General features: G+C 57.9%; 26 protein-coding genes. 13 read left to right on the top strand and 13 right to left on the bottom strand.

The window, feature by feature from the left end; genetic code table 11:
- The first annotated feature begins 2 nt into the window (after positions 1-2).
- From ctaD to VHB22_RS08930, 6 genes are read left to right on the top strand one after another with little or no spacing between them, the layout of a single operon-like run.
- Positions 3-1949, top strand: a complete 1947-nt coding sequence (ctaD, locus tag VHB22_RS08955; RefSeq protein ID WP_325456625.1) for a cytochrome c oxidase subunit I — start codon at positions 3-5, stop codon at positions 1947-1949.
- A complete protein-coding gene (locus VHB22_RS08950) occupies positions 1946-2557 on the top strand; it encodes a cytochrome c oxidase subunit 3 (protein ID WP_325456624.1) in 612 nt (203 codons plus the stop codon). Before ctaD ends, VHB22_RS08950 begins: the two co-directional genes overlap by 4 nt.
- Positions 2554-2976, top strand: coding sequence for a hypothetical protein (locus VHB22_RS08945; protein WP_325456623.1), 423 nt, complete (start codon positions 2554-2556; stop codon positions 2974-2976). Before VHB22_RS08950 ends, VHB22_RS08945 begins: the two co-directional genes overlap by 4 nt.
- Positions 2964-3341 (top strand): c-type cytochrome, encoded by a 378-nt coding sequence (locus VHB22_RS08940; protein ID WP_325456622.1) that lies wholly within the window; start codon positions 2964-2966, stop codon positions 3339-3341. The genes VHB22_RS08945 and VHB22_RS08940 overlap by 13 nt, the downstream gene beginning before the upstream one ends.
- Positions 3342-3356: 15 nt before the next feature.
- On the top strand, positions 3357-4172 hold the full coding sequence (locus tag VHB22_RS08935) for a substrate-binding domain-containing protein (protein ID WP_325456621.1): 816 nt from the start codon (positions 3357-3359) through the stop codon (positions 4170-4172).
- A 23-nt stretch (positions 4173-4195) separates the two neighbouring features.
- Positions 4196-4861 (top strand): SCO family protein, encoded by a 666-nt coding sequence (locus VHB22_RS08930; protein WP_325456620.1) that lies wholly within the window; start codon positions 4196-4198, stop codon positions 4859-4861.
- On the opposite strand, the gene VHB22_RS08925 is transcribed toward VHB22_RS08930, so the two are convergent.
- Together VHB22_RS08925 and VHB22_RS08920 are read right to left on the bottom strand one after the other, a co-directional pair.
- Positions 4858-5451, bottom strand: coding sequence for a cytochrome c oxidase assembly protein (locus VHB22_RS08925; protein WP_325456619.1), 594 nt, complete (start codon positions 5449-5451; stop codon positions 4858-4860). The two genes, VHB22_RS08930 and VHB22_RS08925, sit on opposite strands and share 4 nt — an antisense overlap.
- Positions 5452-5736: 285 nt before the next feature.
- Complete coding sequence (locus VHB22_RS08920; protein WP_325456618.1) at positions 5737-6852, bottom strand: class I SAM-dependent RNA methyltransferase; 1116 nt, start codon at positions 6850-6852, stop codon at positions 5737-5739.
- Positions 6853-7072: 220 nt separating this feature from the next.
- Here VHB22_RS08920 and VHB22_RS08915 point away from each other — a divergent pair, with 220 nt between their 5' ends.
- A complete protein-coding gene (locus VHB22_RS08915; RefSeq protein WP_325456735.1) occupies positions 7073-7660 on the top strand; it encodes a glutathione binding-like protein in 588 nt (195 codons plus the stop codon).
- Here VHB22_RS08915 and VHB22_RS08910 read toward each other — a convergent pair.
- Positions 7657-8502 (bottom strand): ribonuclease HII, encoded by an 846-nt coding sequence (locus VHB22_RS08910; RefSeq protein WP_325456617.1) that lies wholly within the window; start codon positions 8500-8502, stop codon positions 7657-7659. The two genes, VHB22_RS08915 and VHB22_RS08910, sit on opposite strands and share 4 nt — an antisense overlap.
- A gap of 676 nt (positions 8503-9178) precedes the next feature.
- On the opposite strand from VHB22_RS08910, the gene VHB22_RS08905 reads away from it, so the two are divergent.
- A complete protein-coding gene (locus VHB22_RS08905; RefSeq protein ID WP_325456616.1) occupies positions 9179-10426 on the top strand; it encodes a DUF763 domain-containing protein in 1248 nt (415 codons plus the stop codon).
- Between the two features lie 56 nt (positions 10427-10482).
- Here the strand turns inward: VHB22_RS08905 and VHB22_RS08900 are convergent, their stop codons facing one another.
- Positions 10483-10734 (bottom strand): hypothetical protein, encoded by a 252-nt coding sequence (locus VHB22_RS08900; RefSeq protein ID WP_325456615.1) that lies wholly within the window; start codon positions 10732-10734, stop codon positions 10483-10485.
- Between the two features lie 249 nt (positions 10735-10983).
- Between VHB22_RS08900 and VHB22_RS08895 the strand changes: the two genes are divergently transcribed.
- Both VHB22_RS08895 and VHB22_RS08890 read left to right on the top strand, forming a co-directional pair.
- Entirely contained in the window at positions 10984-12519 is a 1536-nt protein-coding gene (locus VHB22_RS08895) for a hypothetical protein (RefSeq protein WP_325456614.1), read from the top strand.
- The gene (locus VHB22_RS08890; RefSeq protein WP_325456613.1) at positions 12516-13985 is read left to right on the top strand and encodes a pyridoxal phosphate-dependent decarboxylase family protein; all 1470 of its coding nucleotides are present in this window, start codon (positions 12516-12518) and stop codon (positions 13983-13985) included. The genes VHB22_RS08895 and VHB22_RS08890 overlap by 4 nt, the downstream gene beginning before the upstream one ends.
- Here the strand turns inward: VHB22_RS08890 and VHB22_RS08885 are convergent.
- On the bottom strand, positions 13959-15833 hold the full coding sequence (locus VHB22_RS08885) for a tetratricopeptide repeat protein (protein WP_325456612.1): 1875 nt from the start codon (positions 15831-15833) through the stop codon (positions 13959-13961). The two genes, VHB22_RS08890 and VHB22_RS08885, sit on opposite strands and share 27 nt — an antisense overlap.
- 323 nt (positions 15834-16156) lie before the next feature.
- On the opposite strand from VHB22_RS08885, the gene VHB22_RS08880 reads away from it, so the two are divergent.
- From VHB22_RS08880 to VHB22_RS08870, 3 genes are all read left to right on the top strand, one after another.
- Entirely contained in the window at positions 16157-17422 is a 1266-nt protein-coding gene (locus VHB22_RS08880; protein WP_325456611.1) for a multidrug effflux MFS transporter, read from the top strand.
- 117 nt (positions 17423-17539) lie between these two features.
- Positions 17540-18217, top strand: a complete 678-nt coding sequence (locus VHB22_RS08875) for a response regulator transcription factor (RefSeq protein ID WP_325456610.1) — start codon at positions 17540-17542, stop codon at positions 18215-18217.
- Between the two features lie 2 nt (positions 18218-18219).
- A complete protein-coding gene (locus VHB22_RS08870; RefSeq protein WP_325456609.1) occupies positions 18220-19605 on the top strand; it encodes a HAMP domain-containing sensor histidine kinase in 1386 nt (461 codons plus the stop codon).
- A 181-nt stretch (positions 19606-19786) separates the two neighbouring features.
- Here VHB22_RS08870 and hemP read toward each other — a convergent pair whose 3' ends face one another.
- From hemP to bioB, 8 genes are all read right to left on the bottom strand, one after another.
- Complete coding sequence (hemP, locus tag VHB22_RS08865) at positions 19787-19879, bottom strand: hemin uptake protein HemP (protein ID WP_325456734.1); 93 nt, start codon at positions 19877-19879, stop codon at positions 19787-19789.
- A 151-nt stretch (positions 19880-20030) separates the two neighbouring features.
- Positions 20031-20600, bottom strand: a complete 570-nt coding sequence (locus tag VHB22_RS08860; protein ID WP_325456608.1) for a hypothetical protein — start codon at positions 20598-20600, stop codon at positions 20031-20033.
- A complete protein-coding gene (locus VHB22_RS08855; RefSeq protein WP_325456607.1) occupies positions 20593-20874 on the bottom strand; it encodes a hypothetical protein in 282 nt (93 codons plus the stop codon). The genes VHB22_RS08860 and VHB22_RS08855 overlap by 8 nt, the downstream gene beginning before the upstream one ends.
- Before the next feature lie 160 nt (positions 20875-21034).
- Positions 21035-22015, bottom strand: coding sequence for a beta-ketoacyl-ACP synthase III (locus VHB22_RS08850; protein ID WP_325456606.1), 981 nt, complete (start codon positions 22013-22015; stop codon positions 21035-21037).
- The gene (locus VHB22_RS08845; RefSeq protein ID WP_325456605.1) at positions 22012-23271 is read right to left on the bottom strand and encodes an adenosylmethionine--8-amino-7-oxononanoate transaminase; all 1260 of its coding nucleotides are present in this window, start codon (positions 23269-23271) and stop codon (positions 22012-22014) included. The genes VHB22_RS08850 and VHB22_RS08845 overlap by 4 nt, the downstream gene beginning before the upstream one ends.
- The gene (gene bioD, locus VHB22_RS08840) at positions 23268-23915 is read right to left on the bottom strand and encodes a dethiobiotin synthase (RefSeq protein WP_325456604.1); all 648 of its coding nucleotides are present in this window, start codon (positions 23913-23915) and stop codon (positions 23268-23270) included. The genes VHB22_RS08845 and bioD overlap by 4 nt, the downstream gene beginning before the upstream one ends.
- Positions 23912-25045 carry an 8-amino-7-oxononanoate synthase gene (locus VHB22_RS08835; RefSeq protein WP_325456603.1) on the bottom strand — a complete coding sequence of 378 codons (1134 nt, stop codon included), beginning with the start codon at positions 25043-25045 and terminating at the stop codon, positions 23912-23914. The genes bioD and VHB22_RS08835 overlap by 4 nt, the downstream gene beginning before the upstream one ends.
- Positions 25029-26096 carry a biotin synthase BioB gene (gene bioB / locus VHB22_RS08830; protein WP_325456602.1) on the bottom strand — a complete coding sequence of 356 codons (1068 nt, stop codon included), beginning with the start codon at positions 26094-26096 and terminating at the stop codon, positions 25029-25031. Before bioB ends, VHB22_RS08835 begins: the two co-directional genes overlap by 17 nt.
- Between the last annotated feature and the right edge of the window lie 105 nt (positions 26097-26201).

Here is a 26201-nt window from a genome sequence, read left to right as displayed (position 1 = left end):
TCGTGACAGAGATCGAATATGATCGGGTGCCGGACGTAGCCGAGGGTGGCCCCGGTTCGGAGCTGGCGACCCGTCTTCGGCGCTTCTGGGAAGGCAGGCCAGGTCTTTATGGTTGGCTTGCGACCGTCGATCACAAGACGCTAGGCATTCGCTACATCGTAACCGCGTTCGCATTTCTTGCGCTCGGCGGCATCGAAGCGCTCATCATGCGCATTCAACTCGCACAGCCCAACGAACACGTGCTCTCGCCGGAGCAATACAATCAGCTGTTCACGATGCACGGCATCACGATGATCTTGTGGTACGCGCTTCCGATATTGACCGGTTTCAGCGTCTATCTGCAGCCGCTGCTGCTGGGCTGCCGGGATATGGCGCTGCCCCGGCTCAACGCGTTCACCTACTGGGTATTTCTTTTTTCCGGGATATTCCTTTACGCGAGCTTCCTGATAGGTGCCGCACCGGATGCCGGCTGGTTTAATTACGTGCCCTTGGCATCAATAGAGCACGACTCGGGGCCAAATATTGATTTCTATGCACTGGCGAACATCTTCCTCGGCATATCGACGACGCTCGGCGGCATCAATTTCATCGTGACCATCTTGCGCTTCCGGGCGCCAGGAATGTCGATCAATCGTCTGCCGATCATGAGTTGGGGAACCTTGACGATTTCCGTCGCCAGCGTTCTTTCGATTCCGGCGGTCAGCGTCGCGTTTTTTCTGCTCTGGATGGATCGGCATTTCGGAACGCACTTTTTCGATCCCGCGACCGGAGGCCAGCCTCTACTTTGGCAGCATCTTTTCTGGCTGTGGGGACATCCTTGGGTTTACATCATTGTGTTGCCGGCTCTGAGCATGGTTTCGCAGGCGCTTCCGGTCTGCTGCCGCCGACCGCTCGTCGGCTATTCGCTCGTCGCTCTGGCGACCGTTCTGACGATGGTCCTCGGCTTCGGTGTTTGGTTGCACCACATGTTTGCGACCGGATTGCCGACCATGGCGCTCGCGTTCTTTAGCGCCGTCTCGATCATCATCGCCATCCCGAGCGCCGTCTCGCTATTCGCTTGGTTAGCCACCATTTGGACAGGCAGACCGGATTTCTCGACGTCGTTTGATTTCTTCGCGGGCTTTATCATCGTTTTCGTCATTGGCGGCGTTTCCGGGTTCATGACGGCCTCAGTCCCGGTCGATTGGCAACTCACCGACACGTACTTCGTGGTGGCGCACATCCATTACGTGCTCATTGGGTGGAACCTCTTCGCCGTCCTGGGCGCGCTGTATCACTGGTTCCCAAAAATGAGCGGCCGCATGCTGAACGAGACGCTCGGAAAAATCAGCTTTTGGTTTGTGTTTGTCGGATTCAACGTCGGATTCTTTCCGATGCACATCACGGGACTTCTTGGCATGCCGCGGCGCGTCTACACCTACTCAGCCGATATGGGCTGGGGCACGCTGAACCTAATCTCGTCCATTGGAGCGTTCGTCCTGGCGATCGGACTTCTCATCACGCTCGTGAATGTCATCAGAAGCCTGCGAGTGGGCGTCCTCGCGGGGCCAAATCCGTGGGATGCCGATACCCTCGAATGGGCCACGTCCTCTCCGCCGCCGCCCTATAATTTCGCGGTCATCCCGACGGTCGCGAGCCGCAGTCCGTTATGGGAAGCCCGCCTGGGCGAAGCGCGAAGTTCAACGCCGGAACGCGGCTTCGCGCTTGATCACGGGAAAGAGACTCTCGGGACCACGATGCTGGACGCAGTCCCGGACGTCATCGTGAAAATGCCCGAGGACAGTCTCGCACCGCTCCTGCTGTCGTTGGCACTTGCGGCTCTTTTTACGACGATGATGGTCGAGGCGTGGTTCTGGCTCATTGCTTCTGTCGTCGCCATTCTCGTCATCACCATGGCGTGGCTTTGGCCAAGACGAAGTCTCGGCGAAATCGAAGGATCAACGACATGAGCCTGATCGCGGACGTTGCCGATCGCCGGCTCCCGGTAGGAAGCATCGGCCACCACGCCACCGGCTGGTGGGCAATGCTCAGTGGAATAGTCACCGAGGCGGCGCTATTTGGCTACTTGCTGTTTAGCTACTACTACGTCGCCGTTCAGCAACATACGGGATCTTGGCCGCCGGAGCTTCCGAGCCTTTATTTGGCACTGCCCAACACGATCGTGCTTCTCGTAAGTAGCGGTGCGATCTGGTTCGGCGAACGCGGTGCTCGGCGCGGCAATATCACCGAAGAGCTCTTCGGGATCGCAGCCGCGATCGTCTTGGGAATAATATTCGTCACAGTTCAATTCTTCGAATGGCACAACAAGGCCTTCTCGATTCAATCCAGCGCCTATGGCTCCCTCTACTTCACTGTAACGGGCTTCCACATGGCTCACGTTATCATCGGCATCCTGATATTGCTGTCGATTTTCATTTGGAGCTGGCGTGGGTATTTCGGTCCTCATCGTCATTCGTACGTTTCGATCGGAACGATCTACTGGCATTTCATCGATGTGGTCTGGCTCGCCGTCTTCTTCACCTTCTACATAACGCCCTACCTGACGGGTCGATCATGAAAGAACCCGCGCCAGACAAAGCTCGACGCTTGCTAAATCTCAACAATATGGTGTTCCTCGCGTTTATCTTGATCGTCGGACCGCTCGCGTGGTCGCTGGATTTGCTTGTGAAGTTTGTGTTGGCAAGCAATGCGTGCTTGAGCACAAATCCTTCTCACGAATGGCTGTTCGCGCCGACCACTTTCATCGTCATAGATATAGTGGCATTCGCCATCACGGCGGTGGCAACGTGGGCCGCCTACGAGAGCTGGAATGCGACCGCTCCGCAGCATGTTGGTAACTTTCATGCCGTGACAGAAGTTGGGGAGGGCCGACAGCATTTCCTCGCGTTCTGGGGAATGATGATAGGAGCCATGTTTCTCAGTGCGATTGTGTTCAGCTTCATCGTGATCCTGATGGTGCAGCCATGCACATCATGAACAAGATCATGCGAAGCTTGACGATTATCGCTCTTGCAGTCGGAGGCTGCGGAGAGGCGTCCGTGCACGCGAGCAGGAACGGCGGCGATCCCGAAAAAGGTGCGTCTGTCATCCAAAAGTTTGGATGCGGCACGTGTCATACCATTCCAGGCATTGCTGATGCCGATGGTGAGGTCGGGCCGCCTCTCACCGCAATGGGACGGCGCATCTATATTGCCGGCAAGCTCCGGAATACGCCGGCCAACATGGTCAGGTGGCTACGAAATCCACAAGCCGTCGTGCCTGAGAACGTAATGCCCAACATGGGACTCACCCAAGAGCAAGCCCGCGATATCGCCGCCTATTTGTACACGCTCAAAGAGTAATTCTGGGAGGGTCCATTGCCGAACAGTAAACCGTGCCGCGTCCGCAATTTGGTAGTGCTCGCTTCGCTGCTGAGCATTCAAATCTTACCGGCAGCAGCACGTGAACTCCGCATCTGCGCGGATCAAAATAATTTGCCGTTCTCCAAGAGCGACGGTTCTGGATTTGAAAATCGTATTGCGTCGATCGTAGCTGACGAAATGGGCGCGAGGGTTCAATACACTTGGCATGCGCAGCGGCGCGGATTTATCCGAACCACGCTCAACGCCGGGCTATGCGACGTCATCATGGGCGTTCCATCGTCGCTCCATATGCTGAAAACGACAAGACCGTATTATCGTTCGAGCTATGCCTTCGTACGTCGCGCCGACGCTCAACAGATCACGTCGTTCAACGATCCCCTGTTGAAAAAATTAAAGGTCGGTGTACAGCTCATCGGTAATGACGGCGTAAATACGCCGCCCGTTCATGATCTGACAAGACGCGGAATTGTGAATAACGTCCACGGCTTTTTGGTTCAAAACGATTATTCAACGAAGGCACCGTTGGCACCCATTATCAACGCGGTTGCCGACGGCGATATTGATGTCGCGATCGTATGGGGACCCACAGCGGGATATTTCGCGAAAAAGCAGCCGGTCGCGCTCAAAGTCACGCCGATATTGCTCGACCCGTCGGCGCTGGATCTCGCACTAACGTACGATATATCCATGGGCGTGCGAAAGGATGACCTCGCTTTGTTGGACGAACTTAATCGTGCCATTTCAAAGCGTCGGACACAGATCAATTCGGTTCTCGATGCCTATGGCGTGCCCCGGGTGAAGAACGAATAATATCGGATCGCGGCACGGCAAAAATGGTATCACTGCGCGAAATCCTATCTACATCGACAAGCGAAACGTTGAAGTCGCAGAAGCCGGCGCACGTATTTTCATCGCCCACTTTAGTCGTTGCGGTCGCATTGATGCTGATTACGGCGGCAATGATACTGCGCGTCGCATTGGATCCGACTCTCGAAACACCACCAAGGATCGGATCGCTATTAAATCCCAATTTTTCGCTGATCGATCAGAACGGAAATCCAATTACCAACGCGGCCTTCGAGGGCAAGCCGCGTCTGCTGGTCTTCGGATACACTTCGTGTCCGGATATCTGTCCGACGATCCTGTCGGCGCTCGCGGAAAATGCAACTGAACTGGGTGCGGATGCCGGGAAGCTCACGTGGGTCTTCATCACGGTCGATCCCGAGCACGACACACCCGCGCATCTCAAAAGCTACCTCGCCGCATTCTCACCGCGCTTTATCGGTCTCACCGGGAAGCCAAGTATCGTCTCGACAGCGCTCGATAAGTACCACGTCTTTCGGGATCGCCGAGCGCGCGCAGATGGAAGCTATTCGATTGATCACACGTCATCGGTGTTCCTTATTTCCGCAGACGGCCACCTGCAGGGCACCATCAAGGAAGACAAGCTTGGAACAAGGGAAGCGTTGATGAAGATCAGGCATTTGATCTCAAGCTAACGTGCATCATATCGCTCCAGCATCCGCAAAAGGAGAACCGCTGCGCCGATCAGGTAAGTGCCGGCGCCCCAACTTGCCATGAGAATGCCGCCGACCCTTTGATCTTCCAGCGGGCTGAAGCCAAACGCTCCAAGACAGACGTCGGGATCGTAAAGGAGCCGTGGCGCAATCGCCAAAATGCAACCCAATATCGTCATGTGCATGAAAATCATGAAAAGCACAAAGGCACCCAGGGCAGCGTTTTCGCGTCGTTGAAATGCGAAATACCAGACGGCAAGGGACACGCCGAGAAACGTTATTTGCTCAATGGTGAATATCGCCCATGACCTGGCAGCCAGATCGTGCAGCGTTGGCAAATGCCAACCCAGAACAACCGCCATGTCGCAAAGCATCGCGACGAGCAGGATAGAGGACGCTCCGCGACCCTGTCGGAATGAAGACCCGGAAGCGGCAATCCCATAGCCGATCAGCGGTCCGGCTAATGCGACGACGGACAGATGTGTGATCATCCCCGGAGAGAAGGCGGTCCGTGTGAGAGAGGGAAGCGGACCGAGCCATGCGGCACAGAGAAATGCTAACCCGAGGAGCACCGGACAGTTTAAGCCGGACCTTGAGTGAAGGCTTACGTTGGTTGCAGTATTGGACAGGATCGGCGCTCCGTCGATGTGTCGTTCCGCTGCCTGGCTTGTGTCAGTAAACAGGGTGTTGATTTTTCAAATTCCGACACGCGGAAGGTCGGAGCCAGACTTGTATCCCGTGAAGAACTGCGGCGACGACAGCCCGTTCCCCAGATCCCGCAATTAAGCCTATTGGCATCGGCGTCGGCACGGTCCTGGAGTCTATATAATGTTAGTCAGAGTCTTTAGTATTGCCGGTTATATCAAAGCCCGAGTCAGATAGAGCGTCACGCGCAGTCCGCCATGGATGACAGGCGCGAATGGAGTTGCAAACGGCAGTCCGGTCGCCTTGGCAAGCGATGCCTCGCTCGTGACCAAGCCAATGCGCCATCCTTGGAACCGCTCACGCAGAACGTTTCCCAAAGAGCGGTATAGGGGTTGCAGGGATTTCGTCTCCCCGATTCGCGCGCCGTAGGGCGGATTGATGATCACGAGACCCAGCGAGCCGCTGGGCGAAGTAAGGTCTGAGACGGTGAGCTGCTGGAATTCGGTTATATCGGTGACACCGGCACGCGCAGCATTGGCAAGGCTCATGCGGATCGCCCCCGCGTCCCGATCGCTGCCGTGAAATTTGACGGCGGGATTCTTTGCGGCCTCTTGCCGTCGCATGTCTTGCCAAGAAGCCTCATCGAAAGTTGCAAGCCGCTCGAAGGCGAAATGCCGTGATCGTCCGGGCTTCAATCGCGATGCAATTTCGGCAGCCTCGATGACAAAGGTCCCAGAACCGCACATCGGATCGACGACCGCTTCGCTGCCGTCAAATCCGCACTGACGTAGGAAGAGCGCGGCCATCGTTTCACGCATCGGCGCTTTGGCGACGGCTTCCTTATGACCGCGCTTGTGCAATGGTTCGCCCGAGGTATCGATGGCGATCGTACAAAGATCGTTCTCGATCCGCGCTTTGATGCAAACCTCCGCGTCAGCCGATAGCGGCGCACCGAGTTCCTCGCGGATCGCGCGCTCAATCCTCTCAACAGCGGCACCCGAATGATAAATGCGTGAACGCTTGCAAGACGCTTCGACGCGAAAAGGAATGTCTGCGCGCAGAATTTCATTCCAGGGGACGCGGCGGGCGCGCTTATCGAGCTGTGCGAGATGCAGGACACGGAAAACATCGACACGCGCGAGAACGCGGCTTGCTCCACGAAGTTCGAGATTGGCCCGCCAGACATCGCGCCAGCCGCCTGTGATCGTAACCCCCCCTTCACCGGCGATGGGGTCCCTAAACCCACATTCTTTCGCCTCAGCGCAAAGCGCGGACTCAAACCCGGGAGCGACGACGAGGAAAATCTCGAATTGATCAGGTGCTGCCATTCCGCGTGCATACCGGGAAGCTGCGCCGACTTCGACGGATTTCTCGCCGCATTGTCTCCCTATGCCCTCAACCGCCAGAGATAGTGGCCACGCTCCTGGCGTGCCGCGAGAATGACTTCTGGTCCTTTATCGCTTCGGTCGCATCTGAGTGGTATTAGATTCGGAAACCGCGCCGGATGATAGGCGTTCTAGTTCAAAGTCGTAGGAAAGGTACCTAATGATAACCCTGTACTATTCACCTGGCGCATGCAGCCTCGCGGATCACATTGCACTTCATGAAGCAGGCGCCAAATTCGACCTCGTAAAGGTCAACCTCAAGTCGCATACGCTTGAGGATGGTCGCTCATTCTTGGAAATCAGTCCTAAAGGTTACGTCCCGGCGCTGCAGTTCGACGACGGCGAGGTTCTAACCGAGAATATAGCCATTCTGACAATGATCGCGGATCGCCATCCCGCATTGATGGCGCCGGGACATCTCGGCCGCTACCGGCTTCTGGAAATACTCGCGTACATATCGACCGAGATACATAAATCGTTCCAACCGCTGTTCGCGCCAACTGCAACGGAGCAGGATAAGAATAGGGCGAAAGAAACCATTTCGAAGCGACTGGACTTCATCTCGTCGCAACTCACGGGGCCGTATATCTTCGGCGAGGAGATGACCGTTGCCGACGCCTATCTATTCGTGATGCTCCTTTGGTCGGACAAAAATGGCATAGCGTTGCCCGTGAATCTGAAAGCATTTTCCGAACACGTGAGGGCACGGCCAACGGTACAGGTCGCTCTGAAACATGAGGGGCTGATCTAGGCATCCGCGCCGGACGTTGCGCCGACACGTGAAATAGCTGCGTTCGGCCACGGAGGGAGCGGAGGCAATCCCAAAATCTCACGCACGGGTGCAAACGATCGGCGATGGACGGGCGACGCGCCAAGTTTTTTTAGCGCCGCGAAATGCTCTCGAACGGGGTAGCCCTTGTGCCGCGAGAAGCCGTAACCAGGATGAACCGCGTCGAGCTGATGCATGAGCGCATCGCGCGCCGTCTTCGCAAGAATGGATGCTGCCGCGATCGTAAGGCTCTTGGCGTCGCCTTTGACGATCGCTTGTTGTGGAATCTGCAACTCTCTGATCCGGCGCGCATCCGTCAAGATATGCTGAGGAGATAAAGCTAGCCCTTCGACCGCGCGGCGCATCGCGAGCAAACCGGCCCAATAGATATTGATGGTATCGATCTCGGCAACCTCGGCAAAGCCGACAGACCACGCAACCGCCGCATTCTTGATCTCGTCGGCAAGCCGTTCGCGCGCCTTGGCGTCCAGTTTTTTGGAATCGTCGACGCCCGGCAGCCTCGTACCCGGAGCAAGTATAACGGCCGCTGCGGCCACCGGCCCGGCGAGTGGACTCATTCCTGCTTCATCCACGCCAGCGACGGCGTCGATGCCGCTGGTCCATAACGCGGTTTCGTAGCGGAGCAATTTTCGCAGACGCTGTCCTTCAGCGCGATTGTCCGCACGACGGCGCGCGATGGCGTCCAGGATCGCTCGGGCGCCTGGCCGCGGATCGGCAAGGAGGGCGGCCTCCGTCGCGGCATCGAGCGCGCGCGCTTCAATCACGTACCGCTGCCGCACCTGAGCGAGAATAAGTCGAGTCACTGTAGCGTCTTTGCATTTGATCGGGCCGGTCACATAAAAATACACCGTGACTGCACGATGTCATCATCGGCTCAATCAGCGACGCCTCTCAAACAAAAAAAGTCCCGCTCGCTAACGCCGCAGGGCTTTTAAAATACGCGATGATTTCCGCCCAATCCCGTTGAAAGCGAGACTACGCCTTGCGCTCGAGAATTTCATGCCGGATCGCGTCGGTTCATCCTGTTCCGCTTCGAGCCAAAATGATTCAGTGTGAAGGGTTGCTTGTCGCTGGCAATGCCGATCCATTCGAACTGCCGTTTTGCGTCGGCTTCGATCCAGCAGAGCCGCTGCTGCCCGAACTGGCACCTGCCGTGCTGCCGGCTGGAATATCGGGCGGCGGCGGAGTCGTCATCGACGGAGATGTTGGAGATACCCTGGCGTTATTTTCGCTCCCTGGACCGGTTTTTCCAGGTTTAGCGGTAACGCCCGGAGCGGAGTTCTCGTTAGCGTCAGGGTTGGGTGACTGCGCGAACGCGCTCGAAAATGAAAACAAAGCGGCGGCAGCAACAACTGCGGAAATAAATTTCATTGGGACGCGTCCTTTGCTTCAGCCTGTCTGTTTAACGCCCTCGTACCGTTGCCGTTCCCGCCACAAATGGCCTCGCTTTTACGATGCGAAGCATCTATTTGAACAACAATGGCACGACGATCCGGTAGCGCCGACCTTCCTCTCCACAATGGCCGGGTCCCGGCTTGGCTTGCGAGCCGCATGGCTATTTTGGGCGCCGTCATCTGCGAAGCGGTCGTCCATCATTACGGCAGAGACGAGTTTTTAAAGCGCCTCGCGCACCCGTTTTGGTTTCAGTCATTCGGCGCCGTCATGGGCATGGATTGGCATTCGTCCGGAATCACGACCAGCGTCATCGGTGCCCTGAAACGCGGTCTCCAAACCAGCGGAAACGAACTCGGCATTTACGTCTGCGGCGGCCGCGGAAGGCATTCTCGACAAACGCCGCAAGAACTCGATGCCCTAGGTATGAGAACGGGTCTCGATGCCGCCGGGCTCACAAGGAGCAGCCGATTGGTCGCTAAAGTCGACAGCGCCGCCATTCAGGACGGCTTCGATCTTTACCTCCACGGTTTTTTCGTCACCGCCGACGGCAAATGGGCAGTCGTCCAGCAAGGCATGAACGGCGGCGAGCGTCAGGCACGCCGTTATCACTGGCATTCCGAAGCGCTCACGAGTTTTGTTGACGAACCGCACGCGGCCATTGATGGGCCCAATCAGGGGTGCATCATCAATCTCACGGATAGACGCGCGGAAACATCTCGTAAATCGCAGCTCGATTTATTTCGCGAGCTCGGGCCGGACCGTATCGTCGAAGAATTGGCAGCGGTCACGGGCAAAGCAAACGACCAGCTCTCTTTGCCGCACCTCGTCATGCCCGCGCATCATGACGTGCGGTCCAGCGACGTGTTTATTCGACGCCTGCGCGGAACGTTGGCCGCGGTGGCCGAACGTGGCCCCGCCGATTTTCCGGAGCTGCTTTTGACCCCCGGCGTTGGCGCAAGGACGGTGCAATCTCTCGCGATGGTCGCGGAGGTCGTGCACGGCGCGCCGTATCGCTTCCGCGATCCCGCGCGCTTTTCACTCGCGCACGGCGGCAAGGACCGGCACCCGTTTCCCGTGCCGATCCGCGTCTATGACGAAACAATCAACGTGATGAAGAGCGCGATTACCCGTGCAAGGCTGGGAAATGAGGAAACATTGCACGCGTTGAGAAGGCTGGACGCGCAAGCACGGGTGCTTGAACGCACCGCTACCGGCTCCTCGCTCCCCGAATACGTCGCAAGCGAATTGAAACACGCAGCTGAATTTGGTGGACGATCCGTGTTCGGCTGGGAGCGGCAGTTGTCGTTGGCGCGAAAGCAACGGGCCAGCTGAACGGAACCCGCTATTCAAGAAAGAAGCCGGCTTATGTGGCCGGCTCCTTGATTATCCTATTTGATATCGACCCAAACGCCCTTGTGCCAATATCCGCGACCAGCATGCTCGCGCCAACGATGGTGACCGCCGTGCCATTTCCAGTTGTCCGGATGAATGTGCACCTTCACGCTTGGCCCGAACGTCGGCCTGCCATGGACGTGCCAGCAATCGCCGTCGTCGTTGCAGACGATAGCAGCGGAAGCGCTCGTCGCAGCGAGCGCTAATGCACCGGCCGCCGCCAAAAGTGACTTCGTGATCGTATTCATGGATCCTCCATTTGTTCTGACGGCATGCAAACGCGTGATCGAATTCCGGGTTTCCGAAAAGCGACACTGGCTCTCAGGCACGATCCGGGGATCTTTTCATGAACGAGCGCCGTAACGTGTGGTAACGGCGTAACCGCCCCATTTGAGGCTCATTGCTAAGCCGCGAAAACAACTCACAATTATGAGCGTGACAGCTTCGCGTAAGTGGCGAATCCGACTATACGACCGATTTCGCTATCGGGAGCGACAATGTCGTCGGCGCAAACGCACGCACACTTAAACTCAATTGAAGCCGATCCATCCGGGCAATCGGCGAACAAAGGCAATCTTCGCGCAACGGTCGCGCTGATTCTTGCCTCCGGCGGTGATGCGCGCATTTGGCCGGAGCCGATAAGCGGCCGCAACCGCTACGGCACGAAAACATCGCCGGCTCCGGACGAGATCAGTTTTTCGTCCACGACCGCGAGTAATATTTCTGCGGAAGGGTTTGCCGCGGCAAGCGAAGCTCTACAGCAACTTTTCGGAACTGACGGCGCTCGGAGCATCTCGCTCGATCGGTGGTTCGATGGCGTTCGAACCGGAATTTCGGAGCTGCTGGCTCCGGGATCGGAAGCCGTGTTGGCGGCATCGGGGACAGATGCGGAGCTTCTGACTCTTGGTATCGTAGCGGCATTATCACCGCGACCGCTGACGAACGTTTTCATCGCGCCGGACGAGACCGGCAAAGGCATTCCGCTCGCTGCAGCCGGGCGGCATTTCTCCGGAACGACAGCGCTGGCTCAAGCGGTCGCCGAAGGCCAACCGATCGAAGGCTTTGCGCCAGGGCGGATCGACGCGCGCACGATAGACGTCCGTGACGAATCCGGCCGCCCGAAAGAGCCGGCAGAGATCGACCGCAACGTTGCGTCGGTGATCGAACAAGAGCTTCGCCGCGGTCGCGACATTCTTCTTCATGTCCTCGATGCCTCGAAGACGGGCCTGACGGCGCCATCGCGAGACCTGGCGCGCGCGTTGCTGAGCGCTGCGCCGGGACGCGTACGGATCGTGGTCGATGCCTGCCAACTGAGATGTCCGTTGTCTCAATTGAAACGCGACCTTGCGGACGGTTTCATGATAACAGTCACGGGCTCGAAGTTTGCGGGTGGCCCGGCGTTCGCCGGCGCATTGCTGCTCCCTCCCACGATGAGGGATGAGATCACGTCTGACATGGCTCTGCCGGCCGGATTATCCGACTATACCGCGGCACTCGATTGGCCGCCGCACTTTCGCGACGCTTTGAAGCTGTCGTTTAAATCTGAAGGCAACATTGGACTCGGCCTTAGATGGATCGCGGCCCTTGAAAATCTGAAGCGTTACGCGGCGGTCGACGGCGCGCAGCAAAAGCGGATCATCGACCATTTCGCCGATGAGGTCCGGCTGCGCGTATCGGCGATTCCCCGCCTCGCGCTCCATCCCGACGATGAGGAGCATGCCCCGTCTCGTTCGATCGTCTCTGTAACGCCGCTCACCGCTGTCAACGATTTCGCGCCCGCCAGCGAAGCAGACCGTATTCGCCTGATGTTGCTTGATCCTGCGCTCGGTCCGATCTGTCATGTCGGCCAGCCGGTCCGCATCGGCCCGCGCACCATATTGCGCCTAAGCGCATCGGTCCGCGACGTAGCGGAAATCGCGACACGGATGCAAGCGGGTCAGTCGCTCGAAAAAGCCTTCGCACCCATCGCGTCGAATCTCGACGTGCTTTTTGCTAAATGGGAAAAGCTCACGCTGTCAGGTCAGGCGGCGTGACGTCTCACAAGCGCAACAATGCCGCTCTCGACCCAGAGGATTGGGCGGACTTCCGCCGCACAGCGCACGCGATTCTGGACGACGCGATTTCGTACGTCGAGCATATTCGTAATCGAGCGGTGTGGCGCAAGGCGCCAATCGCCTCGCGTGAGCGGTTCGCAAAGCCGCTTCCCGTCGCGCCGTCAAAGCTTGATGATGTCCTGGACGATGTGCGCAATCACGTTGTCGATTATGCGACCGGCAATGTTCATCCGAGATTTATGGGATGGGTCCATGGCGCCGGAACGCCGGTTGGTATCGTCGCCGATATGCTTGCCGCCGCGCTTGATATGAATTGCGGCGGCCGAAATCATATCGGCCTCGATGTCGAACGCCAGATCGCACACTGGATGCAAGAAGCCTTAGGATACCCGGATACGGCATCGGGCCTGTTTTTAACCGGCTCGTCAATGGCCAATTTCCTCGCCGTGATCGTTGCCAAAGTGGCGGTACTCGGAGCCGAAACACGCCAGATCGGCATCAAAGCATCGACGTCCACACTCGTTGCCTACACATCATCCGAAGCGCACGTATGTATCGCCCAAGCTCTGGAACTATCCGGCATCGGATCAAAAAATCTCCGCTGTGTGCCGGTCGATTCCGATGGCCGCATGAATGTTGAGCGCCTGCAAGCTGCCATCGCGATCGATCGGGCGAGCGGCTTTTTGCCGTTCCTCGTCGCAGCGAGCGCCGGAACGGTCAATACCGGCGCAATGGATCCGCTGAATGAAATTGCCGACATAGCAAAACGCGAGCAGGTTTGGTTTCACGTCGACGGAGCCATTGGTGCGTTACTGTCGTTTTCGCCTGCGTTGCGCCCACTGCTGAACGGGATCGAACGATCCGATTCCGTAGCGCTCGATTTCCACAAATGGGGCCACGTTCCCTACGACGCAGGGTTTTTGCTCGTTCGAGACGGAAATAAACATAAATCGGCGTTCGCCTCGCCAGCTGCATACTTGCAGCGCGCCGGTCGCGGTCTGGCGGCGGGAGAAACGTGGCCTTGCGATTTAGGCCCGGACCTGTCGCGTGGCTTCCGAGCGCTCAAAACCTGGATGACGATTGAGACCTTTGGCACTGAAAAAATCGGCGATGCGATTCTTCATAACTGTGAGTTGGCACGCTATTTCGCAGAAAAAATCGAGCGAAGTCAGGTGTTTGTGCTTAAGGCAAAAGTAACGCTCAATATTGTCTGTTTCGGGCTCCGCGAGTGCAACGATTCAAACGATAACCGCGAGCTTGTGCTTGATCTGCAAGAGAGTGGCATAGCGGCGCCATCGTGGACGACCCTCGGTGGTGAGACGGTCATTCGCTGCGCCATCGTCAACCATCGAACGACTCGCGGCGATATCGATATCGTGTTTGACGCGCTTTGTGAATTTGCGGCGAAGCGGAAAACGTTACGCGAGGCGTCGTCCGTCTGCTGATGCACGGATTGCGCGCCCATTCTCGGCTGTGTGCCTCAACATCGCAGCGAAGGCCGCCTTAATTCTTCGCACCGCCGGATCTTTGTAGGGAAAGACCTTGTTGTGCAGGTGAACGAGCATGGAGGCGTTGACCTCGAAGACGACGACGTTTCCGTTGTCGTCGAGAGCGCAATCAATGCCGAAGTAGTCGAGATCGATTTTTTCGCGAATGGCGCGGAGCGCTTCGAAGGCGCGTGGCGAAAAAACCATTTCCGGACAATCGAGAAAGACTTTTTCTTCGTGCTGCATCCAAGGATGATTGCTCATATCGGTCGATGCGTGATGTACCTTCCACTTTCCGCCAATGGCGAGGTGATAGGGAAGGATTTCGTCACCCACGAAGATGAATCTGTATTTGCGAAAATACCCGTCCGCCGACCGATAGTCGACGAAATCTGAAACATAGAATTCGGAAACTTGGCGGCGCTCGGCGAATTGTTCCATTTCTGTCGGAGCGGCGAAGCATTCCATTTCGTCGCCGCCGTGCGTCCCCGCAACGCGCACGATCAGCGGAAAGGAAACGCCGAGAGACTGCTGGCGCGCCGATGCTAGCAACGTCTCCTTCGTATAGCGAAGTGTGCACGGCACGATGCATCCGGCGATGTCCGCCAGGAGCTCGGAGACGCGATCCCGCCGCGTTAAAAGGATCTTGGCCGGTGGATTAATAACTGGTCTTTCCAATCGCTCCACAAGCTTCGAGGCGGCGCAAAGTGCGTCAGCACTCCGATCGACATCGGAAACGAGGTTGACCACAACGTCGGCTTTGGAGCGGAGAAAATCGATGTCGTACGAAGCGCCGGGAAGCAGCATCAACGTATGGCTCTCGAAATTCGAAAAGCTGACCATATCGTGGATCGGCGTGTTCCCCGAAAAGGGCGCGAAAATAAAAAATGCGCGAAATTCCGGCGGTGTCTTCATTGCGGCGTGCGTGACTAACGGCCGAAGCGCAAGCGCGCACTTGTAGTCCTCAAGAGCTTCGCTATTGCGCCCAAGGCTATGCAGAACATTACCCCGCGCAACGAGTGCTTCAGCGTGATCCGGCGCAACTCGAAGCACCGCATCGAGATCGCTAAGCGCGTCGTCCATGCGCCCGAGTTCTTTGTGTGCCGTAGCCCGATTGATCAGAGCTGCCGCATAAGACGGTTGAAAGCTGAGCGTCTGGTTATAGGCAGCGATGGCGTCTCCGTGGCGCCCAAGCTCTTGCAGCATATTGCCTCGCAAGCACCACGCGTCGGCGCGATCGTCGGTCGCGATGGCTATCAGGGCATTGGCAGTACTCAGCGCGTCTTCGAAGCGGCCGAGCTTTGCAAGCGACGCCGAACGTCGCGCGAGCGCACGCGCGTAGCTCGGTCGCTGCGCCAGCGCCATGTCGTAGGACTGTAACGCAGCTTCGATATCGCCAATCGTATCGAGTGAGACGCCTCGGTTATACCAGGTCTCGGGATCGTCGGCGCGGAGCGCCAAAGCCTCATCGAAGCAAGAAATAGCTTCGCCAGACCGGGCGAGACCCTGAAGTGCGGTGCCTTTCCCCGCGAGCGCGTCGGGATTTTTTACGTTCAGGCGGAGCGCATGATCGAACCAAACGATCGCATGATCGTAGTCGTTTGCGCTCAGATATATGAGGGAAAAGGCGCGGCAAGCCAGAGCGTCATCGCGTGCCGCCGCCGGAGCCGTCGCAAGAAGAGCAAGCGCGCCTGCGGTATCACCAGCTTGCAGGCAATTCAAAGCCTGCTGAATAAGCCTTGGGAGCGGGATCGCGTCGGGGCCGGTCGTTTCCGGAGACTGGCGTTTCAGGGGAGAAGGGGCCACGTCTATCCCTCTCGATGCTGGAGAAAATCTTGCATTCGCTGGCGGATAGCCCGCCGCACTTGGAACACGATGGAAGCGATTCCTGGCTGAGTCGCCATGAGATCAGAAGTAAAAAGGGATAGGCCAAATGGCCAGTACTGCGGATCTTGCGACGCGTTTGCTGCAATCGCTTGTCCGGTCAGAAACCGGAATTTGACGAAAGAGCCGCAATCCCGTTAAGCCAAGTCGAGGCGCCCGAACACCCGAGCCATATTTCCGCTTTTGTCGGAGGGTTAGACCGCACGCCAAAGGCCCATTCGACACACGCGTTTCAGAGACATAGCATGAACCTGCTAGAGCGCGAAGAGCGCATACTGTCCTCGCATCCCGACGTGCCGGACAGGCGACATAACTTGTCCTTTGTGGAATTCGTCACGCTCACCGCGGCGATGATGGCACTGACGGCGATATCGATCGATATCATGCTTCCGGCCTTGCCGCAGATTGGATCGGCGCTCGGTGTAACAAGCGAGAACGACCGGCAGCTCGTGGTCATTCTCTACATGGCGGGCTTCGCCGCCGGACAGATCGTCTTTGGACCGCTCTCCGACCATTTCGGCCGCAAACCGATGCTTCTCGCCGGCCTCGCAATCTACATCGCCGGGACTGTAGCGGCCCTTCTAGCCGGGGCGTTCCCGGCGCTGCTCACAGCGCGGTTCGTGCAAGGCATAGGCGCGGCTTCCCCGCGCGTGATTGCGATCGCTGTCGTACGTGATCTTTATGGCGGGCGTCAGATGGCACGAGTCATGTCGTTTGCGATGATGGTCTTCATCACCATTCCGGTCCTTGCTCCCTCCGTTGGTCAAGCCTTGATCCAGGTTGGAAATTGGCACTGGACCTTCTACGCGCTCCTCGCCATGGCGCTCCTCATCGTCTGCTGGTCCAGCTTGCGTTTGCCGGAAACGGCGCGTCAGGCGCTTGGCGTCGAACAACCCATGGGCTTGCGTGAGTCCTTAAAGATGGTGCTTTTCAATCGGCAGACCATGGCCTATGGCGCAGCGGGCGGCTTCATGTTCGGCTGCTTGCTCGCCTACGTCGCCAGCGCGCAACAGATATTCGTCGAAGTATTCGGGATCGGCCAAGCCTTCCCGGTGGTGTTCGGTGCCATCGCCTCGGTGATGGCGATCGCGTCTTTCGTTAATGCCCGGCTCGTCGGCAGGCTCGGCATGCGGCGCTTGTCGCACACCGCACTCGCTGGATTCTTAGGTATATCGCTGATACTTGCGGCGACCGCGGCAATGGGCATGGCACCCCTGCCCGTCTTCGCGCCGCTCGTCGCGATAGCTTTTTTCCTATTCGGCCTGATTGCTCCGAACTTCAATGCCATCGCCATGGAACCCCAAGGCCATAACGCCGGTATGGCCTCGTCGGTGATCGGTTCGCTCAGTACCGCTATTGGCGCACTGGCGGGCGGCTTCGTCGCGCATGCGTTTGACGGCACCGTCTCTCCGATTGCATCCGGCTTCGCCGCCTGCAGCCTGATCACGTGCATTGTGGTGTTCGCGGTCGAGGGCCGGAAAGGCCTCTTTGGCCACAATCGTCCGGCTTAAAAGCAGGTTGTTAACGTGCCGTTCAATCGCCTGTTCTGGCCGGTTATCTTATATGGTAGACGGCGAACCTTCGCCGCCTGGGCCGAAAACGATGCGAACTAACGTATCGGTGCACGCATGAGAATCCTGCTTCTTGAAGACGACGCCAATACCGCGGCCTACGTTTCGAAGGGCCTCGAGGAAGAAGGCCATACCGTCGATCACTTAGCCGACGGCCGGGACGCCGTCGCGCAAGCGATTGGCGAAGACTACGACGTTATCATTCTCGATCGCATGCTGCCGGGGCTCGACGGATTGGCGATCATTAAAACGATTCGTAGTGCTGGGCGCCGCGTCCCGGTCCTTTTCCTAACAGCGCTGGGCGGAGTCGACGATCGCGTCGAAGGTCTCGATGCCGGCGGCGACGATTATCTCGTCAAGCCCTTCGCGTTTTCGGAACTCCTGGCCCGCGTGAACGCACTGGCCCGCCGTCCCCATACGAAGGGCGAAGAGACGCGGCTGAAGGTCGGCGATCTGGAAATCGATCTCGTTAGCCGAAAAGTCACGCGTGGGGGGGACGTGATCGATCTTCAACCACGTGAATTTCGTCTACTCGAAGTTTTGATGCGAAATCGCGGCCGTGTCGTGACCCGGACGATGTTGCTCGAACGCGTCTGGAGTTTTCATTTCGATCCGAAAACCAGCGTGGTCGAGACGCACATCTCGCGATTGCGCGCAAAAATCGACAAGCCTTACGGCAAGGAGCTCATCCATACCATTCGCGGCAGTGGCTATACGGTCAACGATGGTGTTTAGCCGTGCGTAACCTTTTGAAGCGCACGCCCTTTCGCCTCGCGGCGACATTCTCGCTGTTTTTCATCACGACTGTCCTTGCTCTATTTACGGTTATCTATCTGGTCGCCAGCGCACGCCTCGTCGGCGATATTCGCGATCGCGTTCGGACCAACATGGACTCGCTTGCCGTCCTTGATGGCGACAGAACCTTTGACGACCTCGTCACCGTGGTAGCCGAGGAAAGCGAATCTGTGCGCGATCCGGACTTCATTGTGGAACTCGTCGATAAAGACGGCAAATTCCTCGCGGGCAATGTCAAAGGCGTCCCTCAGTCCGAGCAATGGATGACGCTGAAACGCTCTGACCTCAATTTCACGATGGACCGGGGCGAGCCAAACGACGAATTCCTGGCACTTTGGAAACCTCTTGCAAAAGGCCGGCTGCTGGTCGGAAGTGACAACAGTGAAGTCAAGCAGATGAAGTCGTTTCTGCTGAGGCTGCTCGCCTACGGCTTATTGGCCATGTCGGTCCCAGTTGTCCTCTGTGCGATCTATTTCGCCCGCCAGACGCAGCATCGCATCGATGCTTTCGCGAACCCGCTCGCGCGCGTTTCGCAGGGCCATATCTCTGCGCGCGTACCGATCTCCGGCCTTGAGGATGATATCGATCAGGTCGCATTGCAGGTAAACGGGATGCTCGGCAACCTGCAAAGACTGATCGAGAACGTCAATCAATCGTCCTCCGATATTGCACACGATTTGAAAAAACCTCTCGGACGCTTGCGTCAGCGTCTCGATAATGCGTTCCGCAAAGCAGGAACGAAAGCCGAGTTCCAAGCGGCTCTCGGCGATGCGCTTCTCGATATCGACTCGATCACCGAGACATTCGATGCCTTGCTGCGCATTACGCAAATTGAAGCCGGCGCGCGGAAGGATCGTTTCGTTGTCGTCGATCTGCGCGTGCTTCTCGCCGACGTGCACGACGTCTATGACATCGTTGCCGAGGACGCCGGAGATAAATTGAGCTTCGCGGCCGAAGTCGACGGGGCGGCGGCGGTTCGCGGCGATCCGGAACTTCTCGTCCAGCTTTTCGCCAATCTTGTCGAGAATGCCATTCGCCATTGCCCGTCGGGCACGCAAATACGCCTGCAACTATCGGGCTCTGCCGGAGCTTACCGGGTGTATGTCTCCGATACCGGTCCAGGCATCCCAGAATCGGAACGAGAGAATGTTTTTCGCCGTCTCTATAGGCTGGAGCGCGCTCGCTCGACGGACGGTAGTGGTCTCGGATTGAGTCTCGCGGCTGCAATCGCGGATTTGCACGGCGCGAAGATTACACTGGCGGACAATGCCCCCGGCCTCCGCGTCGAGGTCAGCTTTCCGGCCGCGGAAATTTCAGCCCGGGGATGATTCGAAATTAAGGAAGCAGCGGACCGGACGGCTGGGGTTTCATGCGGACCCGGCCCGCTGCTGACGTGCTTAGAGCGGCGAGACGGGATGTCATAAGCTCTAAGACGTTTCATGAACCCAAGCGATGTAGGGCTCGGGCCGATTATGTAGTGAGGCGATATTTCGTGCAGCGTCGATAGCCTCATTTGCTGAGGATGAGCTTACCCGCCTCAGTGATGCGCAACCGATAATCTTGTCCACGGTGCTCCAAGATAACTTCGCGCTCTCCTCGCATCAGCTCGCTCACCAGATATCTTGTCGGCCCACTGCGTTTGATAGCCGGTTCGCGACCGCTGTTCTGTAACGCCTCCGGCGGTTCCGTCTTTCCCGTCATTTCCCCATGCGCACTGCTGAATTCGCCGTGCGCCTCCCACGTTTATACTTCGCTAGTGCAGATAAACCGCTTGTACGGTTTGCCGATCGAAATCTGATGTTTCGGTGTCTTTCTCAGTCCGCGGAACATGATGGGATTGCGCTTCCGCAAGGCAGCGCACTGCAAGCCGCGTTGCATCCGTTATCTCGGCATTGTCGAGTGCCAAAGCGATACCGCGCTCGAAAGCATTCTTGTCATTGCTCCGCGCCGCTTTGAGGAGCCCCGTCATAGTCAGCTCATCCGGCGACACATGCTGGCAGCCAGCACTCAGATAGGAAAAGCCAATGGCTCGCTCTTTTCTTAATGCACGCAAAAGCGCGGTGATGCGCGCAACAAGCAACGGCCCTTCGGCAGGTCCAAGCTGTTCCTCGGAGAACCGTAGCGCGACGTCCCACGGGGTCGCTGACGCGGTCGCGTAGACATCGCAAACGCATCGAAAAACATTAAGCGTGAGCGTTTCGATCGGCAGGAAGCCGAGCGCGCTTTGCAGCGGAAAGCCGAGGGCCTGGCCAGCGCAAACATCTCCATCTGCCCCCTTTCCATCGGGCGCAGGCTTAGGCGATCTGATCTTGCTTTCACGCATTCGACGAATTTCCCCGCACAGTTGAATGAATTGCTTGATATGCGATCGAATCGGAAGCAGCGGCGATCGGCCGTGCAGCACCAGCCGTTGAGTTGACGCGAACTTCGCGATCATCGTCCGAGATATTGGAAAGCAGTCGATCGAATGCGGAGACGTGACCCGTAGCAAGGTCCCAAATCATCCCGACGGACGCGGCAAATATGGATGCGGTAAAGGCAGCGCTGGAAATTTCGCGCGCATCGAACCGCTCACCTTCAAGGTGCGAACGCTTCATCGTCTCTCTCCAAAATATCGAGGTTCAAGGCCCCGCAAATGGCAGACGAGATATTTAAGCTAATCTATACTCCTGGAGTCAAGTTTTAATTTCCAACGACACGAGCCGATGATTGCGCGTCCCATTCTCAATTAGAATTCGTCTAAGACGAAAGCAGATGTCACCATCTGAAGACGACGGCACCACCGGTGAGGCCCGCTCCGGCTGCCGTCATCAGGAGGACGTCTCCCGTTTTATAGGCTTGCTCGGCTGACGACATTGAAAGTGTCAATGGAATCGTCGCAGCGGAGCTGTTTCCATATTGCTCGACGCTCGAACGCATACGATCGGTCGCAATTCCAAGTTGACTCGCAACGGTCGTCATCATCCTGGCATTCGCCTGATGCGGGATGAAATGCGCGACGCCCGTCGTTGCGAGGCCAGCTTTCTGAAGGGCGATTTCGGCGCTTTTCGTCATCATCGCGACGGCTTTCGCATAAACCGCCTGTCCGTCCTCCATGACCATCAACGTTTCGCCGGGGGTAAGATCATCGGCAAACGGCCTTCGGCTTCCACCGGCCGGGATCTTGATGAGATCATAATGCGCGCCATGAGCCGCGAGATGCGCACCGGCAACGCCGCTTTTCTCGCGCGATCCCGGCGCGAGAAGAACGGCTCCCGCTCCGTCCGCGAACAGAACGCTGCTCGCTCGTTCGTCCGGATTGATCCGTCGCGAAAGAATGTTCGCAGCAATGACGAGCACCGGTATGTCGTGACTGCGCACAAAACCATCTGCCAGCGTCAACGCATAGATGAACCCGGCGCACGCGCCCGCCGTATCGATACCGCCAGCATTCATAAGACCGAGGCGATGCGCCACAAGCGGCGCGCTCGGCGGTAGCAAATGGTCGGGGGTCGATGTCGCAAGCAGAAGAAGCCCGATATCGTCACGCGAAATGCCGGCAGCTGCGATCGCCACATCGCCAGCCTTGATTGCGAGATCCGAGAGCGCCTGATCGTCGGCCGCATAACGGCGGGCGTCGATTCCCGTGCGTCGTTTGATCCAGCCCGGCTCAAGCCCAAGGCGCGCTTCGATCTCGCTGTTTGGAACGACGCGTTCCGGCGCATAATGGCCAAGTCCGATGATCTCGACGCCGCTCATGCCATCACCTCGTCGACGGCTTCGCGAACGGCGTTGTACACGTCTTGAAGTTCGGCCTTTGTCGCGCAGTACGGCGGCATGACGTAAATCGTCGATCCGAGTGGGCGAAGAAGCACGCCGCGTCCCAGCAACCGCGCGCGGAGCGTCAATGCCACAACCGCGAGGTAGCCCGGCTGAATCCCGTTAAGCTCGAAGGCCGTAATTGTCCCGATTTGGCGGACATTCGAAAATCTCGGATCGGTCCGCAGATCGTTGAGGCAAAAAGCCTGCGCTTGTTCGAGCGCCAGGATGCGTTCGAGAACCGGCTCCGTTTTCCATATCTCGAAGTTGGCCGCTGCTGCTGCGCACGCAATCGGATTGGCCGTATAAGAACTCGAATGAAAAAATGTCCGTGCGCGATCCTGAGAAACATGCGCATCGAATATAGCGTCAGTGCAGAGCGTAACGGCGAGCGGGATAGAGCCGCCCGTCAATCCTTTAGCCAGGCAGAGAATATCGGGCGATATGCTCGCTTGCTCGCAGGCAAAAACGGTTCCCGTCCGGCCGAAACCGGTCATCACTTCGTCAGCGATAAAAAGAACGTCATGGGCTTTGCAGATGCGATGCATTTCCCGGAGCGCGGCCGAATCGTAAATAAGCATGCCGCCCGCGCCGAGTATAAGCGGTTCGCAAATGAAGGCTGCGACGTCTCCCTTCCGGCAGGCGATCTCCAATGCATCAAAAGTCGGTTGCGCATGATGGTGGTCTGGTAGCGGAATGCGGCCAACTTCGAACAGCAGCGGTTCATAAGAAGCGTTGAACACGCCTCGGGCACCTGCCGACATCGTTCCGATCGTATCGCCATGATATGCATGTTCGAGCGCGAGAATACGCGTTCGCGGCTTGCCGGTATTTTTCCAATAGCCGAGCGCCATTTTGAGTGCGACTTCGACGGAGGTCGAGCCGCTGTCGGAAAAGAAGACGTGCGTCAGACCGCGCGGCACGATTGTCACGAGATCGCGCGCGACCGATTCGGCCGGCTCGTGCGTAAAGCCCGCGAAAATCACTTGATCGAGTTTGTCCGCCTGTACTTGGATGGCACGCACGATCTTTGGATGCCGATGTCCGTGCGTAATAACCCACCACGACGAGATACCGTCGAAGATGCGCTGGCCGTCGGGCGATTCGAGCCAGGCACCTTCGGCGCGTGCAATCGGCAGCATGCGGGATTCGAGCCCGTGCTGCGTAAACGGATGCCAGAGGGCCGACGTGCTCATGGTCCCGATACTCCGACGCCCAGGAGATCGGGCACTGAAAAATTTGCTTCGAACGCTTCCCGCAGCGCCTCGCTATTGAGGTTCGCAAGCTTCGGCAGACGCCCGAGGCGCCGCACGCCTCCGAATGACGATATTGTGCGTTCGCTATCCGCATTTTCCTCTCCAATGAAGGCAATGCCGAGTATGGGAATAGCGCGCCGCTTTAGCGCTTCGATCGACAGTAGAGAATGATTGATCGTGCCGAGCCGCGTCGAAGCACAAAGAATGACGGGCAGTTTCCAGGCAGCGAGCAAATCGATTTGCAGCAGGCGTCTCGTCAACGGAACCTGGAGACCGCCCGCAAGCTCGATGACCAGGGGCGCCGGCAAAGCTTGCGGACGCAAGCGTCCTGCGTCAATTTCGATGCCGTCGCGCTCGGCAGCGAAGTGCGGCGATGCCGGTGTATTGAGTTTGTAAACTTCCGGCAGAATGCGCGATGATGCGACCCCGCTCAGGCGCTCAACAGTTTGCGCATCGGTATCGCCCGAAAGACCGGCCTGCACGGGCTTCCAATAATATCCGTCGAGCGCTCGCGTGAGCGCTGCGGCGAAAACAGTTTTTCCGATATCGGTATCCGTTCCGGCGACGACGACTCGCACGCTCATGCCACAACCTCGGCCTCAGCGGCAACGAGATCGGTAAGCAGCCGCGAAAGCATGGCCTCATCGGCATTGAGCGTAATCGTGAGCCGCAGCCGGGACGTACCTTCCGGAACGGTCGGAGGCCGAATGGCACGAATATCGTAGCCTCGCGCTTTCATAGCCGAGGCGAGTGCAACCGCCGCAGCGTCTGCTCCAATAATGATCGGTTGGATTTGCGATCTCGACGGCGCAAAATGCGTCCTCTCCGCCAATTCACGGCCGGTGAAGGCTATGAGCTGGTGCAGCTTTTCGCGCCGTTCGGGCTGTGTCCTGCAAAGTTCGAGAGCCGCACGAACAGTCGCGGCAGCAAGCGGCGACGGCGCGGTAGCATAGATGAAGGCACGCGCGCGATTGACGAGAAAATCGCGTATCGTTTTCGGTGCCAGCACAAGCGCCCCCATCGCGCCGAGCGCCTTTCCACATGTGTGTAGCGTGATGATGTTCGGCTGACCTTCGAGATGCGCCGCAAGCCCGCGCCCGTCGGGTCCGAAAACGCCGGTCGCATGTGCTTCATCGATCATAAGCATCGCACCGTGACGCTGCGTAAGGGCGGCAAGCTCATCAAGCGGCGCGCAGTCGCCGTCCATGCTGTAGAGACTCTCGACGACAATCCAGACTTGTCCGGTCCCGCCTTTCGCGCGCCATGCTTTGATGACATCTTCGATGTTCTGCGGTTCATTATGACGAGCAGCGGCCGCCTCCGCCTTAGAAAGCCGCATTCCATCGTGTACGCTGGCGTGGATCAATTCATCATAGACGATGAGATCCCCACGGGACGGCAACGTCGCCATCAAGGCCATATTGGCAATGAAACCGCCGCCGAAAAAAAGCGCCGTCTCGGCTCCGAAAAATTTTGCAGCTTCAGCTTCGAGCGCTTCGTGCTCGGGATGATTGCCGCGCAGCAGACGTGAACCGCCTGCGCCGACAGGAACGCCACGCGCGACGGCGGCCATGACGGCATTGGCCATCTCTTGCGATTGCGCGAGTCCAAGATAATCATTCGACGTAAAATCGATGCCCTGCAGCACGTCGAGCGATCTCAAACGGCCCCGCCGCTGCAAGGCATCGAGCGCGCGCTCAAGATTGGAGGGCATCCTGTCCACCCGCGCATACCGCGGGCTCATGGTCGGAAGATTGTTCGATATTGAGTTCAAGCGGCTCAAGTCCAAGCTTCGCGAACAGAACGCTGTCCTTGTCCTCGCCGGGGTTGTCGGCGGTCAGCAGCGTATCGCCGACGAAGATCGAGTTCGCGCCGGCAAAGAAGCACAGTGCCTGCATCTCGTCGCTCATGTCCGTGCGCCCGGCCGAAAGCCTCACGAAAGACCGAGGCATCATGATGCGCGCGACTGCGATTGTCCGCACGAAGTCGATTGGATCGATGCGCTTTGCATCTTCGAGAGGCGTACCGGGAATTGCGATCAGCATATTGATCGGCACGCTCTCCGGATGCTCGTCGAGATTGGCGAGCGTCACCAGCATATCGACGCGATCTTCGCGCTCTTCACCCATGCCGACGATGCCGCCCGAACAAACTTTCATGCCTGCGTCGCGAACCCGCGCCAGCGTGTCGAGGCGGTCGGCATAAGTCCGTGTCGTGATGACCTTGCTGTAATAGGCTTCCGACGTATCGACGTTGTGATTGTAGTAGTCGAGACCGGCATCGCGCAGGCGAACGATATCGTCGTCCGTCAGCATGCCAAGTGTCATGCACGTTTCCATGCCAAGCGCCTTCACGCCTTCGACCATCGCGACGACTGTATCCATGTCGCGCGCCTTGGGGCTGCGCCAGGCCGCACCCATGCAGTAGCGGGTCGCGCCGGCATCCTTGGCTTTCTTCGCTTCCGAGATAACGCGTTCGACCTCCATAAGCTTCGAGGCCTTAAGCCCCGTCTTGTGATGGGCCGATTGGCTGCAATAACCGCAATCCTCCGCACAGCCACCAGTCTTGATCGACAGCAAACGGCTCATCTGCACTTTGTTGGGATCGAAGGTTGCGCGGTGGATCGTTTGCGCTCGATAGAGCAGGTCCATGAGCGGCAGTTCGTAAAGCGCCAGCGCCTCCTCGCGCGTCCAATCATGCCGGACGGCAGAAGCCGCCCGAGCCGGTGTCCGTGCTAAGTCAAATTGAGTAACGCTGGATGGCATGTGCTGGGCAGTCTCCGAGCGGACGGTGCGTCCTATCACCTGATGTTTGCACCGCTTCCGCCCTGTGCCGCAACCATCAAAATGCCTCTCTCAGCCGGAATCCGG

The sequence above is a fragment of the Hyphomicrobium sp. genome (assembly GCF_035548195.1).
GTDB lineage: Bacteria > Pseudomonadota > Alphaproteobacteria > Rhizobiales > Hyphomicrobiaceae > Hyphomicrobium_B.
Note: the sequence above shows the minus strand (reverse complement) of the source record. Positions and strands in the feature narration are given on the sequence as shown.